At 40.7% G+C, this 13275-nt stretch carries 13 protein-coding genes; 8 read left to right on the top strand and 5 right to left on the bottom strand.

All coding sequences use genetic code 11. From position 1 onward, the window contains the following. Positions 1 to 67 precede the first annotated feature (67 nt). The 4 genes from ftsE (at position 68) to QL984_RS11290 (ending at position 5034) form a co-directional block, all read left to right on the top strand. Positions 68 to 745, top strand: a complete 678-nt coding sequence (gene ftsE / locus QL984_RS11305) for a cell division ATP-binding protein FtsE (protein WP_013465956.1) — start codon at positions 68 to 70, stop codon at positions 743 to 745. After that, on the top strand, positions 742 to 1728 hold the full coding sequence (ftsX, locus tag QL984_RS11300; RefSeq protein ID WP_290172778.1) for a permease-like cell division protein FtsX: 987 nt from the start codon (positions 742 to 744) through the stop codon (positions 1726 to 1728). The genes ftsE and ftsX overlap by 4 nt, the downstream gene beginning before the upstream one ends. A 242-nt stretch (positions 1729 to 1970) precedes the next feature. Beyond that, positions 1971 to 2834: an RNA polymerase sigma factor RpoH gene (gene rpoH, locus QL984_RS11295; RefSeq protein ID WP_290172777.1), complete on the top strand. Its 864-nt coding sequence runs from the start codon at positions 1971 to 1973 to the stop codon at positions 2832 to 2834. A 328-nt stretch (positions 2835 to 3162) separates the two neighbouring features. Further along, entirely contained in the window at positions 3163 to 5034 is a 1872-nt protein-coding gene (locus QL984_RS11290) for a methyl-accepting chemotaxis protein (protein WP_290172775.1), read from the top strand. A 58-nt stretch (positions 5035 to 5092) separates the two neighbouring features. On the opposite strand, the gene QL984_RS11285 is transcribed toward QL984_RS11290, so the two are convergent. From QL984_RS11285 to gpmM, 4 genes are all read right to left on the bottom strand, one after another. Then, a complete protein-coding gene (locus QL984_RS11285; RefSeq protein ID WP_013465952.1) occupies positions 5093 to 5845 on the bottom strand; it encodes a divergent polysaccharide deacetylase family protein in 753 nt (250 codons plus the stop codon). A gap of 67 nt (positions 5846 to 5912) precedes the next feature. Beyond that, positions 5913 to 7178 (bottom strand): S41 family peptidase, encoded by a 1266-nt coding sequence (locus QL984_RS11280; RefSeq protein WP_215521860.1) that lies wholly within the window; start codon positions 7176 to 7178, stop codon positions 5913 to 5915. A gap of 33 nt (positions 7179 to 7211) precedes the next feature. After that, a complete protein-coding gene (locus QL984_RS11275) occupies positions 7212 to 8351 on the bottom strand; it encodes a peptidoglycan DD-metalloendopeptidase family protein (RefSeq protein ID WP_290172772.1) in 1140 nt (379 codons plus the stop codon). Positions 8352 to 8354: 3 nt separating this feature from the next. Then, a complete protein-coding gene (gene gpmM / locus QL984_RS11270) occupies positions 8355 to 9899 on the bottom strand; it encodes a 2,3-bisphosphoglycerate-independent phosphoglycerate mutase (protein WP_290172770.1) in 1545 nt (514 codons plus the stop codon). A gap of 447 nt (positions 9900 to 10346) precedes the next feature. On the opposite strand from gpmM, the gene QL984_RS11265 reads away from it, so the two are divergent. From QL984_RS11265 to gpsA, 4 genes are read left to right on the top strand one after another with little or no spacing between them, the layout of a single operon-like run. Beyond that, positions 10347 to 10778: a rhodanese-like domain-containing protein gene (locus QL984_RS11265; protein WP_013465947.1), complete on the top strand. Its 432-nt coding sequence runs from the start codon at positions 10347 to 10349 to the stop codon at positions 10776 to 10778. Positions 10779 to 10810: 32 nt separating this feature from the next. Continuing rightward, a complete protein-coding gene (gene grxC, locus QL984_RS11260; RefSeq protein WP_016899746.1) occupies positions 10811 to 11068 on the top strand; it encodes a glutaredoxin 3 in 258 nt (85 codons plus the stop codon). Positions 11069 to 11106: 38 nt separating this feature from the next. After that, complete coding sequence (secB, locus tag QL984_RS11255; RefSeq protein ID WP_013465945.1) at positions 11107 to 11595, top strand: protein-export chaperone SecB; 489 nt, start codon at positions 11107 to 11109, stop codon at positions 11593 to 11595. 3 nt (positions 11596 to 11598) lie between these two features. After that, the gene (gene gpsA, locus QL984_RS11250; protein ID WP_013465944.1) at positions 11599 to 12606 is read left to right on the top strand and encodes an NAD(P)H-dependent glycerol-3-phosphate dehydrogenase; all 1008 of its coding nucleotides are present in this window, start codon (positions 11599 to 11601) and stop codon (positions 12604 to 12606) included. Positions 12607 to 12672: 66 nt separating this feature from the next. Here gpsA and trmL read toward each other — a convergent pair whose 3' ends face one another. After that, positions 12673 to 13137 carry a tRNA (uridine(34)/cytosine(34)/5-carboxymethylaminomethyluridine(34)-2'-O)-methyltransferase TrmL gene (gene trmL / locus QL984_RS11245; RefSeq protein ID WP_013465943.1) on the bottom strand — a complete coding sequence of 155 codons (465 nt, stop codon included), beginning with the start codon at positions 13135 to 13137 and terminating at the stop codon, positions 12673 to 12675. Positions 13138 to 13275 lie beyond the last annotated feature (138 nt).

Genomic DNA, 13275 nt, shown 5'->3' with positions numbered 1-13275 from the left:
CTCCCTTTTTAATTGCAAGGAATACCAATTGCGTTAGGACGTTTAATGAGGTTGGCATAATAAAAAAATGATAAATTTTCAGCAAGTAAGTAAAACCTATGCCGGTGGGCATCGCGCGCTTGAAAAAGTGAGTTTTCATATAAAACCAGGCGAACTGGCTTTTTTAACGGGCCACAGTGGTGCCGGTAAAAGTACACTTTTAAAGCTTATTAGCTTGATGGAACGCCCTTCTGCGGGCAATGTGTTTATCAATGGCGTGGATTTAAATAAGTTAAATTCACGACAAATTCCGTATGCACGCCGCGACATTGGTATTATTTTTCAAAATCATCGTCTATTAGAACGATACACGGTGTTCGATAACGTTGCTTTGCCCTTAATTATTGAAGGGACTCACCACAAGCAAATTGCCAAGCGTGTGCATGGTGCGCTCGATAAAGTGGGCTTGTTAGATAAAGTACGCTGTCATCCCTCCACACTCTCTGGCGGTGAGCAGCAACGTGTAGGGATTGCACGAGCCATTGTTAATTCTCCTCCTATACTATTAGCTGATGAACCTACCGGTAATCTTGATCCTGAGTTATCGATGGAAATATTACGCCTGTTCGAAGATTTTAATAAGCATGGCACCACGGTTTTAATTGCCACCCATGACTTGGGGTTAGTATCACGAATGAAGTATCGTAGCTTAACGCTTCATGATGGGCGGATGAGCCAAGATCCACTGGCTGAGGGTGTATTATGAGTTTACTGTTCAAAAGCCGTCAAAATAGTAATGATAAACAAAAAAAATCCGTATTCTCTGGCGGTTACTTTTTCATTATTAATATTTTTCGCCAAGGTGTGTACAGTCTTGGGGAAATGTGGCGCACGCCATTGGCCTCTATGATGACCATTGCTGTACTGGGTTTGAGTTTAACGTTGCCCGCAACGTTATACTTAGTGGTTAAAAATGTGCAGCAAGTGAGCAGTGGTTTTGAGCAAGCCAGCGAAATATCCTTGTTTGTAAAAGAGGATATGAGTGAGCAAGAAACGCAAACTTTAGTTAAACGCTTAGCGCTATATCCTGAAATACAAAGTGTGACTTTTATTTCTCGCACTGAGGCTTTGGATGAATTCAAAGAAATGTCTGGGTTTGGTCAGGCTTTAGAATACCTAGATAGTAACCCATTACCGAATGTAGTTTTAGTTACACCAACCCAGCGACATAGCCAACCTAATGCGGCTAAGCTATTGCTTAAAAAACTTGAAGGTGAACGCGAAGTTGATTTTGGTAAGCTTGATATTGCTTGGCTTGAACGTTTAAATGCATTACTCAGTTTGTTAAAAGAAAGTGTAATTACGATTGCGCTATTATTACTTACCTCAGTGACGCTTATTATAGGCAACACAATTCGTTTATCTATTATGGATAAAAAAGAAGAAATACAGGTAATGAAGCTCGTAGGGGCAACTAATACCTTTATTCATGCCCCCTTTTTATGGACTGGCATTTGGTATGGCGTGATTGCCGGATTGTTTGCTTTTATTTGCGTAGCATTAATGATGTGGTGGCTATCTGCTGCGGTAAGCAGTGTTGCAGGGGTATATCAAACCAGCTTTACGCTAATAGGGCTTAGCCTTAATGAATTTGGCGCGTTGGTATTGTTGGCCACTAGCTTAGGCTTTATTGGTTCTTACTTATCGGTTAACCGTTACATCTCAGAAATAGAACCCGATAAGGTTTAGGGCCCTAATATAATTCTTAAAACTGTCATGTTTTAAGTTTAAAATTATAAAAAAGCCAAAGCAAAAAGATTAATCTTTGCTTTGGCTAAACCAATTCATAGGTTATTCAGTCGCCTAGTGTAGACTGACTTAACACTAAAAAAACCACTTGATTTATGATTCAAAAAAGTTTTAAATTCAAGTTAGCACTCTTACTAAAAGAGTGCTAAGATGGTTTCAAATGTTTATCACCGAGGTGAAAAATGAGTAAAGATTTATACGCAATGGCACTTACAGTTGGGCAACAAAGCGCAAGTATGGATGGCTATCTTCAAGCTGTTAGTACTATTCCTATGCTTAAAGTTGAGCAAGAGCAGGAACTTGCAAAAAAACTTCAGGAAGAAGGCGATCTTAGTGCTGCAAAGCAACTCATTATGTCGCATTTGCGCTTTGTAGCGCACATAGCAAAAAGCTACTCGGGTTATGGGTTACCACAAGCTGATTTAATTCAAGAGGGTAACATTGGACTGATGAAGGCAGTAAAACGTTTTGACCCATCAGTGGGTGTACGTTTGGTTTCATTTGCGGTTCATTGGATCAAAGCCGAAATTCATGAGTTTGTGCTTAAAAACTGGCGTATCGTAAAAGTTGCGACAACCAAAGCGCAACGTAAACTGTTTTTTAATCTTCGTAAAAACAAAAAACGTTTAGGCTGGTTTAACCAAGCCGAAGTTAGCACAGTAGCGAGCGAGCTAGGTGTGAGTGAAAAAGAAGTTCGTGAAATGGAGTCGCGTATGAGCGGCCAAGACATGGGCTTTGACTTAACAGGCGACGATAACGACGATGCGCCAACGAGTTCTTACTCACCAGTGCAATACTTAACGGATGGTTCTGCTGACCTAGCTGACGACATTGAACAGCAACAATGGCAAGAGCAGTCGCATACGCGATTATTTAGCGCTTTGAAAACCCTCGATGAGCGTTCTCAAGATATCGTTAGCGCACGCTGGTTGTCAGATGATAAAGCAACACTGCAAGAGTTGGCTGAAAAATACAGCGTATCAGCAGAGCGTGTTCGCCAGCTGGAAAAAACAGCAATGAAAAAATTACAAAGCGCGATGAGTTAATCGTACTTAAAAAGTTATAAAGCCCTGCATGAAAATGCGGGGCTTTTTTTTAGTTAAAAAAAAGAGGTTAACAAAAAGTATCGTTTTTCTTATTTTGCTTACCTCTAGTCACATCTGTATATCTTTTAATTAAATATACCCTAGTTAAAGTTAATGAATAAGTTTGGTTTTAATTTAAATACATGATTTTAGTTTGTTTTTAATTTGGACATATGAAAATATTCGCGCACCTGAGCGACTTGTCGTTCAAACCGTAGCCTAAATTAAATTATTAATTGCTGTGCTTATTGCCTTTCAATTTCATTTAACGCGAGTATTTACACTCAATATGAACTCATATTCACTAAAGAAAAAGATCTTGCTATCGGTGGTTCTTGCCCTAGCCGTTATTATTGTATTGCTATCGTGGAATAGCTACACCTCTCAAAAAGCGTTACTGTTAAAAAGCAGTATTGATAATGTAAGTCAGTCTGGTAAGCAACAAGCTGCGAGTATTGAAGATTGGCTAGCTAGTCGTCAGCAGATCATAGAGTCAGTTGCGAGTAAGGTTGAGGGCAATACGCTCAGCGCATTACAGCAAGCTCAAGTGTCTGGTGGTTTTCAATTAACTTACTTTGGAGATAGTATCGGGAAAATGACTGACTCTGATCCAAGTATTGATCGAACCGGCTACGACCCGCGCACTCGTCCATGGTATAAACAAGCACAGCTGAAAAATGGCACCGTAATTACCAAACCTTATTTAGATACTGCGTTTAATCAGTTGGTTGTTTCTATTGCTAAAACCACACAAAGTGGCGTGGTAGCGGGTGATTTATCGATTGAGTCTTTAGTTAATGATGTTAATACTATGTCTTTACCGGCAAATGGGTATGCCATCATGATGCATCAAGATGGCACTGTGATTGCCTATAAAGACACTAAAAAAGTAATGGCAGATATTACGCATATTGACTCGAAAATAAATCACCAATTCATTTTATCTAATAGTCAAAACGGTGAATTTACTCCCCTTTATTTTAAAGATGAAGGCCGAGAGAAGCTTGTTTGGGGTGAAAATATAAATAATACCGATTGGCAGTTGCTATTTGTATTGGATAAAGAAACCTTAGAGGCACCGTTAATTAGTTTATTAGTAACTCAACTCGTATTAGTCAGTGTGGCACTTTTATTGAGCGTGTTGGCTATTTCATGGTTATTAAGTGTGTTGCTTGCGCCGTTAAGCAGAGTATCTCAAGCGTTATCAACAATTGCTGATGGTAACGGTGATTTGACCCAGCGTATTAGTGTTGATACACAAGATGAAGTTGGGGTACTGGCTGATAGTTTTAATCGCTTTGTAAGCAGCCAGCATGAGCTTATAAGCCATATTCGCCAGTTAGCTACTGATTTAGATTTTGATGCAGAGAAAAGCTTAATCACCAATCAAAACAGTGTCAGTGAGTTGCAGCGTCAGCAACAAGAAGTAGCGATGGTTGCCACTGCGGTCACAGAGATGGCAAGTGCAACCCATGAGATTGCTGCTAATGCCGAAAATACCGCGACGGCATCACAGCAGTCAGCGCAAAGTAGTCGTGAAGGTAAACTGTTAGTTGATAAAACCAGAAATACGATTAATTCACTTGCGGGTGAAATAGACCAAACAACCACCGTCATTGGCGAACTAAGCTTACATGCTCAGGCTATATCGAGTATTTTGACTACCATTCAAGAAATTGCTGAGCAAACAAATCTCTTAGCACTCAATGCCGCAATAGAGGCTGCCCGTGCTGGTGAACAAGGGCGTGGCTTTGCAGTGGTTGCCGATGAGGTGCGTGTACTATCAAGAAGAACGCAAAACTCCACAGCAGAAATTTACACCACCATAGAAACCTTACAAAGTACGACCAAAAAAGCAGTGAGCTTGATGGACAGCAGTAAGGGGTATGCTAACAATAGTGTGGATGATGTTAATGCAGCAGCTCATGCACTAGAGGAAATCACCTTAGCAGTGAATGAAATTTCTGATATGGCGGGTCAAATAGCGGTTGCAGCAGAAGAGCAAACGCAAGTGACTAATGAAATTACTCGAAATACGGTCGCCATTAAAGATGTAACCGATGAAATTACTACCTCAGCCACTGCGCATTTAAGCCAAGCTGAAGTATTAAAAGACAGAGCTACAGATTTAAATGCCAAAGTAGCGACGTTTATTTTATAAATATAATGCGTTTAAGTGAGTTAAATTAACTGATGGGTTAGGGGGTTTACTTACCCCATCAGTTTAATGAAATAGCTTCTTGCTGAGCTATTTGTACATATTTACGTTCGACCAGTTGCGATACTGGCACCAGTTCAAATCCTTGCTCACTTAGTTGCGGCAAAGCGTGGCGTAAAAAATCGATGGTTTCGGGATAGGGATGCGCTATTGCAATGGCAAATTGATACTTAGTTGCTTTTGATTTTAGCTCTTCTAATCTTAATTGTAGTTGCTCTGTGGTCGTTATATTGTCTAAAAATACATGTCGGCTAATGTTTTCCACTCCCAAAAAGTTGGCTGCATTCTGAGCTTGGCTTAATTCAGTTGTACGGCTATCAAGAAAATACAGCTGGCGTTTTTTGAGTACTTCCATGGTCCATTTCATTGCTTGGCTTTGTTGAGTCAGCGCAGAGCCCATATGGTTATTAACTCCTTTAACTTGCGGTAAACTCGCCAGCGCATTCCCGAGCGTTTGTTGAAGTTGTGCTTTATCCATATTTAAAGTGAGCGCACCAGGGCCGAGTTTTTTACCATTTAAAGCCTGCATAGGAACATGCAACAGGAGCTCTTTATTTGACTGACTAGCAAGGGTTGCAAATATTTGAGAATAGGGGGTGTGGGGCAATATTGAATAGGACAACTGCCCAGGTAAACTCAGGAATTCTAAATCACGTTGATGATAACCTATGTCATCGATCACTATGGCTATTTGCTTGGCTTTAACAGCACTCGATGTTGCAAATAAGGCTAAAAACAGCCCTGCTAACACCATTAAATTTATAGTTTTCACGTTTTATAATTTTTATTATCTTTGTCGTGTTTAAAATAATTTACCGGTTTTAGTGCATGTTGAGTAGCTGTTTTGCCTTAGTTAACTGGATATCGGCTAAATCTTCAGTGCTAAAAACGGTGTTTTGTTCTAATTGTTCATTTTTTATTATAACGGCTTTATTTGTTTGTGGAAGCGTTGTTTGATTAATCGCCACATTCGGGGTCACGCCAATACCTTCAATCGATTCACCTGATGGCGTAAAGTAGCGTGCGGTAGTTAGTTTTAAGGCGGTATCACCATCGCCTAATGGAATGAGTGATTGTACCGACCCTTTGCCAAATGACTGACTCCCCACTATTTTTGCACGCATATTTTCTTTTAGTGCTGCAGCCAGTATTTCTGCTGCAGAGGCTGAGTTTTCGTTAATCAGTACAACAATAGGTGCGCCTTTTAAAATATCGCCGCGTTTAGCGTAAAACGACTGATTAGAATCATAAAAACGTCCTTTGGTTGTTACTATTAGACCATCTTGTAAAAAGAGATCTGCCACAGCAACCGCGCTTTTTAAAGTCCCGCCAGGGTTATCTCGTAAATCAATAATCAGGCCTTTTAATGCGTGGCCGTAATGGTTTTGCATAGCGGCTATCTGTAAGGCAACTTCATGCAAGGTGTGGTTTGAAAAGGTATTTATAGCAATATAACCGCTACCAGCATCAAGTAGTTGCTTAGTTACACTGGCCAGTTTTATTTGTTTTCTGCTGAGGTTAAATATGAGCGGTTTTAGATTGTTATTTCGGATAATACTTAGTTGTACTTTATTGTTGGGGCTGTCTTTAATTTGCTGCGCGACTATATCAATAGGGCTATTTTTAATCTGCTGATTATTAACTGCTGTAATAATATCGCCAGCTCGCAGGCCGACTTGTTTAGCAGGCGAATTATTAATTACTTTAACAATCGTGGTGCGCTGCTCAATATTTTTGACCTCAATGCCTAAGCCAGTATAGCGACCATTGGTATTATCAAATAACGCATTTAGCTCATTTTTATCTAAATATTTAGAGTAGGGATCGAGTTTAGAGTATAAGCGTTCAAATTGAGAGGTGTTGTATTCAATGTATTCACTGTTATGCAGTGCCAAATCATCAACGTAGTAGGTATGAATATTAAACAGTATTTCATTTATTTTTTGGCTTTCTAAATCTTTGACCGAACTGGCATGAGCATTATTTATAAAGCCAAAAAGTGCCAATAAAAAAAATACCTGCAAACAAAACCAAAATATTGATTTTTTTTGCGATACTTTTTTTTGGCAAATGTGTGTGTTTATCATAACTGCCTCTACTAGGATGCAGTTATTTTAAGATTAAATACGTCTGCACCATTTTATGGGATTAACAGCACGCCCTTTGTGGCGTATTTCAAAGTATAGACCAGAATCGGCTTGTCCACCGCTTTGCCCAACTAAAGCAACGCTTTCACCCTCTCTGACCATATCACCCACATCTTTGAGTAAGGTTTGTGCATGCCCGTATAAGCTCATAAAGCCTTCACCGTGGTCCACAACAATCACCCAGCCGTAACCTTTTAACCAATCTGCAAATACCACCTGACCGTTATGAATGCTATTTACTGAAGTGCCCTCTGCAGCAGAAATTAACACGCCTTTCCAATTAATTCCGCCGTGCTTACGTTGGCCAAACTTGTGCGTTAGTTTGCCTTTACTCGGCCAGCTTAATCTTCCTTTATTTTTATTTAGGCCCAATAGCTCAATTTTTGTGGTTTTTTCTTCTTCAAGTTCTTTAATAGTTGCGATCAGCGTTTGTTCGTTCTCTTCTAAGTAACTAATTGATTTTTTTGTTTTATTTAACTGCTTTTTTAGATTTTTTAGGCTGGCTTGGCGCTCATTTTTAGCGTCAAGAAGCGCTGCTTGTCGCCTTTTTTGTTCATCAAATAAAGCAACTAGCTTTTCTTTTGTTTTTTCAAGCTCAGCTTGGTTTTTCGCAATTTCTATTTGCAGCGCTTTAAGTTCATCAAGCTGCTTTATGCGGGCTTTATTTAAGTAGTTGTAATAGCTAAGCGTACGTTCAAATTTAGCGGTATCTTCTTGGTTAAGCAGCATTTTTGAATAGTCATCACTACCTGCCATATAAGCACTTTTTAACTGTGCTGCTAACACACGCTGAAATTGGGCTTGTTGTTTTTCAAGCTTTACCGCGCGTTGTTGTTGCTCTGCTTGCTGTTGTTGTGTTTTTTTAACGGATTGCTCAGCTATATTGAGTGCTTTAGCGTTTTTCGCTATAGCGAGTTCATGTGCTTTTAGCTTTTGCTGCTGTTTAGCTATTTCTTTTTGCTGTTGTTGATATTCAGCTTGGCTTTGCTCTAAAGCCACTTGAACTTGGGATAGGTCTTTTTTAGTACGATCTTCATTAGCCACGGCAACGCCAGTGACTAATGAATGCAGTACACAGATACACGCAATGACGCGGTATGCGCTTTTTTTCATAGGTTATTTCAACACCATAATTGGCGACCCTGTCATTTCTGCAGGTTGCTCTAACCCCATTAAATGCAGCATGGTTGGGGCAACATCGCTCAAGGCTTTGCCTGAATAAGCTTGTGCATCGCGACCTACATAAATAAACGGCACGGGCTCACTGGTATGTGCTGTGTGCGCTTGGCCTGTTTTAAGGTTTGCCATTTGCTCTGCATTGCCATGATCGGCGGTAATAAGTGCTTCGCCGCCATATTCTTTCAATGCATCCACTACACGGCCAATACAGTTATCTACTGCCTCACAGGCTTTAACTGCAGCCTCAAATACACCTGAATGACCGACCATGTCGCCATTAGGGTAGTTACAAATAATGGCATCGTATTTTCCACTTTTTATTGCTTCTACTAGCTTATCGGTAAGCATTTTTGAGTTCATTTCTGGCTGCAAATCATAAGTTGCAACCTGAGGTGATGGAATAAGTTCACGGGTTTCGCCGTCAAACTCATCTTCTCGTCCACCACTGAAGAAAAAGGTAACATGAGCATATTTTTCAGTTTCAGAAATACGCAGTTGAGTTTTACCTTGTTTTTCAAACCATTCGCCAAGTACGTTATTAAGCGGCGTGGGGCCAAAAGCAACAGGCGCATCTATATCGGCTGCGTATTCAGTCATCATCACAAAGCCGCTAAGCTCAGGCGATTTTTTCTTATTAAAGCCGTCAAAGTCAGGCTCTACAAAGGCGCGGGTTATTTCGCGTGCGCGGTCTGCTCTAAAGTTTGCAAATATAATGGTGTCGCCATCATTTACTTTTACAGATTCGCTGCCTTTAGGAGTGATCGTGCTGGCTGCTACAAATTCGTCATTTTCATCGCGCTCATAAGCGGCATTTAGTGCACTTACGCCTTCTTCATAATCAAAATCGCCTTCACCTAAGGTGATTAAATTATAGGCTTTTTCAACACGATTCCAGCGGTTGTCTCTGTCCATGGCATAGTAACGGCCAATTAGTGAGGCTAAACGGCCACATTTAAGTTCGCTAAATAAGGCTTCAATACGCTCAATAGACGCTTTAGCACTACGCGGTGGTGTATCGCGTCCATCTAAAAAGGCATGAAAGTACACCTCTTTAGCGCCGCGTTTTGCAGCCAGTTGTATACTGGCAACAATATGATCTTCGTGGCTATGCACGCCACCTGGACTTAACAGTCCCATAATGTGTACGGCTTTGTTGGCATGAACGGCTTTATCAATGTTTTCAACAAGTGCGGGGGTTGTATCAAATTCGCCATCAGCAATGGCTTTGGTGATACGGGTAAAATCTTGGTACACAATACGGCCTGCGCCTAAATTAACATGGCCCACCTCAGAATTACCCATTTGGCCATCAGGAAGACCGACATCTAAACCCGATGCTGAAATTAATGTATGAGGACGTGTGGCCCAAAGCTCATCTAATACAGGGGTGTTAGCAGCTAAAATAGCATTGCTTTGCTCATCTTCTCTGTATCCCCAGCCATCTAAAATCATTAATACCAGTGGTTTTTTATGCTCTGTCATAGTCACTCCTGAAAAATTAGCGTTGCTAAAATACACGCTAACATTAATGCCAACATGCCACGTCTTAGCATACCGCGTTTTATAGCTAGGATCAGCAATGAAAAGAAGATATTAAAAATTTTCAATTAGGATTGGCTAAATTGAAAGCTTTAAAGGGCTAGGTTATTTTTCAGTTAAAAAGAGCAGGGCATTGTGGCTTTCAAGCGTGCTTAAACTCGCATTTTTAGCTGATTTGGGTATACTTGCGCGGCTAATCTCTATTTTATTCAAGTATTGAATAGGGTTGTGGGGTAAGTTAAGCCTATCTTGTAGGTGAAAATTCAGAGTAGCCTAACAGCGCTCTATTGATTTGCTGATGAGTAACTGCTCATTGTGCAAGTGCAATTGGTAAGAATTTAAAATATCTAAAACATCCGTTTTAGTATGTAACTTTATAGTGGAAGTCGAATGGATCAATATATTGAATTTGTCTCAAACCATCCAATTCTAAGCCTAGCTTGGGTTGCGATTGCGTTTCTTATTATTAGTGGCGCAATAAAAAGTAAATTTTCAGCAATTCGTCAAATCAATCCTCAGCAGTTAACGTTACTTATTAACCGCGAAGACGGCCAGGTTGTTGATATGCGTGGGCAAAAAGAGTTTAAAACCGGCCATATTGCCGGTGCTGTGCACTTAAACCCAGAAAAAGCTAAAGAATCTGATTTCTCAACCCTTGAAAAGTATAAGAGCAAACCCATTATAGTGGTATGTGCTGCAGGCATGACTGCCTCAGGTGTTGCAACCGCAATGCATAAAGCAGGCTATGAACAAGTTTATGTTTTATCTGGCGGTATGGGTGCGTGGCAATCAGCAAGTCTGCCAACAACAAGCGGTCGCTAATATCTCTTAGCTAAACCGATTAAGGATTAATTATGAGTAACGTTGTTTTATACACCAAAGGATATTGTCCTTTTTGTCATCGCGCATTAGCGCTGTTAGACAGCAAAGGTGTAAAATACACAAATATTGATATTGGCGTTCAGCCAGAGCTTCGCGATGAAATGATCGCCAAAGCCGGTGGCGCAAGCACGGTTCCACAAATTTTTATCAACGATGAACACATCGGTGGCTGTGACGACATGATGGCACTAGAAGCGCAAGGTCACCTTGATGCTAAGCTCAGTGCTTAATTTAATTAATTATAATAAATAACAGGTTAGGAATAACAATGAACGAACAAAATCAAAACGCAGCAGCAGAAGCTGATGCAGGTGCACAGTTTACTATCCAACGTATTTACACTAAAGATGTATCGTTTGAAACGCCAAATTCGCCAGCTATTTTTCAAAAAGAGTGGGCTCCAGAAGTAAAATTAGATTTAGATACACGCTCTAACAAACTTGATGAAGGTGTTTACGAAGTAGTGCTTGCACTAACTGTAACGGCATCTATCGGTGAAGAAACTGCGTTTTTATGTGAAATTCAACAAGCCGGTATCTTTACGATTGCTGACGTTGAAGAAATGCAATTAGCGCACATGCTAGGTGCATTTTGCCCTAACGTGTTATTCCCGTATGCACGTGAAGCGGTATCTAACTTAGTAAATCGTGGTACGTTCCCACAACTTAATCTTGCGCCAGTTAACTTTGACGCATTATTTGCACAGTACATGCAGCAACGCACAGCGCAAGCTGAGCAGGCTACAGCAGACGCTTAATTTATGAATACAGCCACATCAGCTGTTACTGTTTTAGGGGCGGGGTCGTATGGCACCGCCCTTGCTATTTGTTTAGCCCGAAATGGTCACAAAGTGACTTTATGGGGACGCAATAGCCAAGACGTTGCGACGCTTGCAGCTGAGCGAAAAAATCAACGTTACTTACCTGATATTCCTTTTCCTGACACCTTAATCCTTGAAGCAGATTTACAGCGTGCAACGCAAAGTAGCGATATTGTTTTGGTTGTTGTGCCAAGCCACGCATTTGCTGACACATTAAAGCAAATCAAACCTGCTTTGCGCCCAAATGCAAAAATAGCATGGGCCACCAAAGGACTAGAGCCAAATACTGGGCGTTTGTTACAAGAAGTAGCAGTGCAAGAGCTAGGTGAAGAGGTGCCATTAGCGGTGCTTTCAGGGCCAACCTTTGCCAAAGAAATGGCGATGGGATCACCAACTGCAATTTCGGTGTCATCAACATCATCGGCATTTGCTAAACAAATAGCCGATTTATTGCATTGCGGGCGCTCGTTTAGGGTGTATAACAATGATGATTTTATTGGTATACAGCTAGGTGGTGCGGTTAAAAACGTGATTGCCATTGGTGCGGGAATTTCTGATGGAGTGGGGTTTGGTGCAAATGCTCGTACCGCGCTTATTACTCGTGGTTTAGCAGAGTTGTCGCGTTTAGGGTGTGCACTGGGTGCAAAACCTGAAACCTTTATGGGTATGGCCGGGTTAGGTGATTTAATTCTGACCTGTACCGATAACCAATCGCGCAATCGCCGTTTTGGTTTAGCCTTAGGCAAAGGTGAGAGTGTTGATGATGCCATTGCATCAATCGGCCAAGTAGTTGAAGGCTTTAGAAATACCAAAGAAGTGTACTTACTAGCTCAACGCGCTGGTGTGGAAATGCCAATTACCGAGCAAATATACAAAGTACTCTATGAAAATAAAGACATGAAAGCAGCTGCTATGGCGTTATTAGGTCGTGAACAAAAGTCAGAATAAATGCTTCACTATTCTTTAAAAATTAAAAAACCGACATAATGTCGGTTTTTTATTATTGGTAAATAATTACTGCGCGTTTACAAAGCCAAGCTGGCGCCAAGATTCATACACAAACACAGCTACTGCATTAGACAGATTCATACTGCGACTATCGGCTTGCATAGGTATACGCACGCGTTGCTCGTTTGGCAGTGCTTGAATCATGTCATCAGGTAAGCCTCGGGTTTCTGGTCCGAATACTAAGCAATCACCCGCTTCATACTGTGCTTGGTGATGAAATTGGCTACCTTTAGTGGTGCAAGCATACACCTTTTTAGGTTGGCACTTTTCTAAGTAAGCATCAAATGAGGCGTGGCGTTGTACATGGCTAAATTCGTGATAGTCAAGTCCAGCGCGTTTTACACGTTTGTCATCCCACTCAAACCCTAACGGTTCAATTAAATGCAATGAATAGCCAGTATTGGCACATAAACGAATGATATTCCCGGTATTAGGCGGAATTTCAGGTTGGTATAAAACAATATCCAGCACAATAAGCCCTATAAAATCTTTAATTTGACTGGCTCAGTATACACGAACAATGAATAAAAAATGATATACTACAAACATTAAATACATCTTACACTTGGACAGATACGTGCATAATCGCAGTTATGAATTTTGGGTCAA

It is taken from the genome of Pseudoalteromonas sp. APC 3495, from assembly GCF_030407645.1.
GTDB lineage: Bacteria > Pseudomonadota > Gammaproteobacteria > Enterobacterales > Alteromonadaceae > Pseudoalteromonas > Pseudoalteromonas tetraodonis.
This window is presented reverse-complemented; position numbering and strand designations above follow the sequence as displayed.

Coding starts and splice junctions, on each gene's coding strand:
- QL984_RS11280 (WP_215521860.1), bottom strand. CDS start 7,178: ATGATAAACACACACATTTGCCAAAAAAAAGTATCGCAAAAAAAATCA.
- gpsA (WP_013465944.1), top strand. CDS start 11,599: ATGAATACAGCCACATCAGCTGTTACTGTTTTAGGGGCGGGGTCGTAT.
- ftsX (WP_290172778.1), top strand. CDS start 742: ATGAGTTTACTGTTCAAAAGCCGTCAAAATAGTAATGATAAACAAAAA.
- QL984_RS11285 (WP_013465952.1), bottom strand. CDS start 5,845: ATGGTGTTAGCAGGGCTGTTTTTAGCCTTATTTGCAACATCGAGTGCT.
- rpoH (WP_290172777.1), top strand. CDS start 1,971: ATGAGTAAAGATTTATACGCAATGGCACTTACAGTTGGGCAACAAAGC.
- ftsE (WP_013465956.1), top strand. CDS start 68: ATGATAAATTTTCAGCAAGTAAGTAAAACCTATGCCGGTGGGCATCGC.
- QL984_RS11265 (WP_013465947.1), top strand. CDS start 10,347: ATGGATCAATATATTGAATTTGTCTCAAACCATCCAATTCTAAGCCTA.
- secB (WP_013465945.1), top strand. CDS start 11,107: ATGAACGAACAAAATCAAAACGCAGCAGCAGAAGCTGATGCAGGTGCA.
- gpmM (WP_290172770.1), bottom strand. CDS start 9,899: ATGACAGAGCATAAAAAACCACTGGTATTAATGATTTTAGATGGCTGG.
- QL984_RS11275 (WP_290172772.1), bottom strand. CDS start 8,351: ATGAAAAAAAGCGCATACCGCGTCATTGCGTGTATCTGTGTACTGCAT.
- grxC (WP_016899746.1), top strand. CDS start 10,811: ATGAGTAACGTTGTTTTATACACCAAAGGATATTGTCCTTTTTGTCAT.
- QL984_RS11290 (WP_290172775.1), top strand. CDS start 3,163: ATGAACTCATATTCACTAAAGAAAAAGATCTTGCTATCGGTGGTTCTT.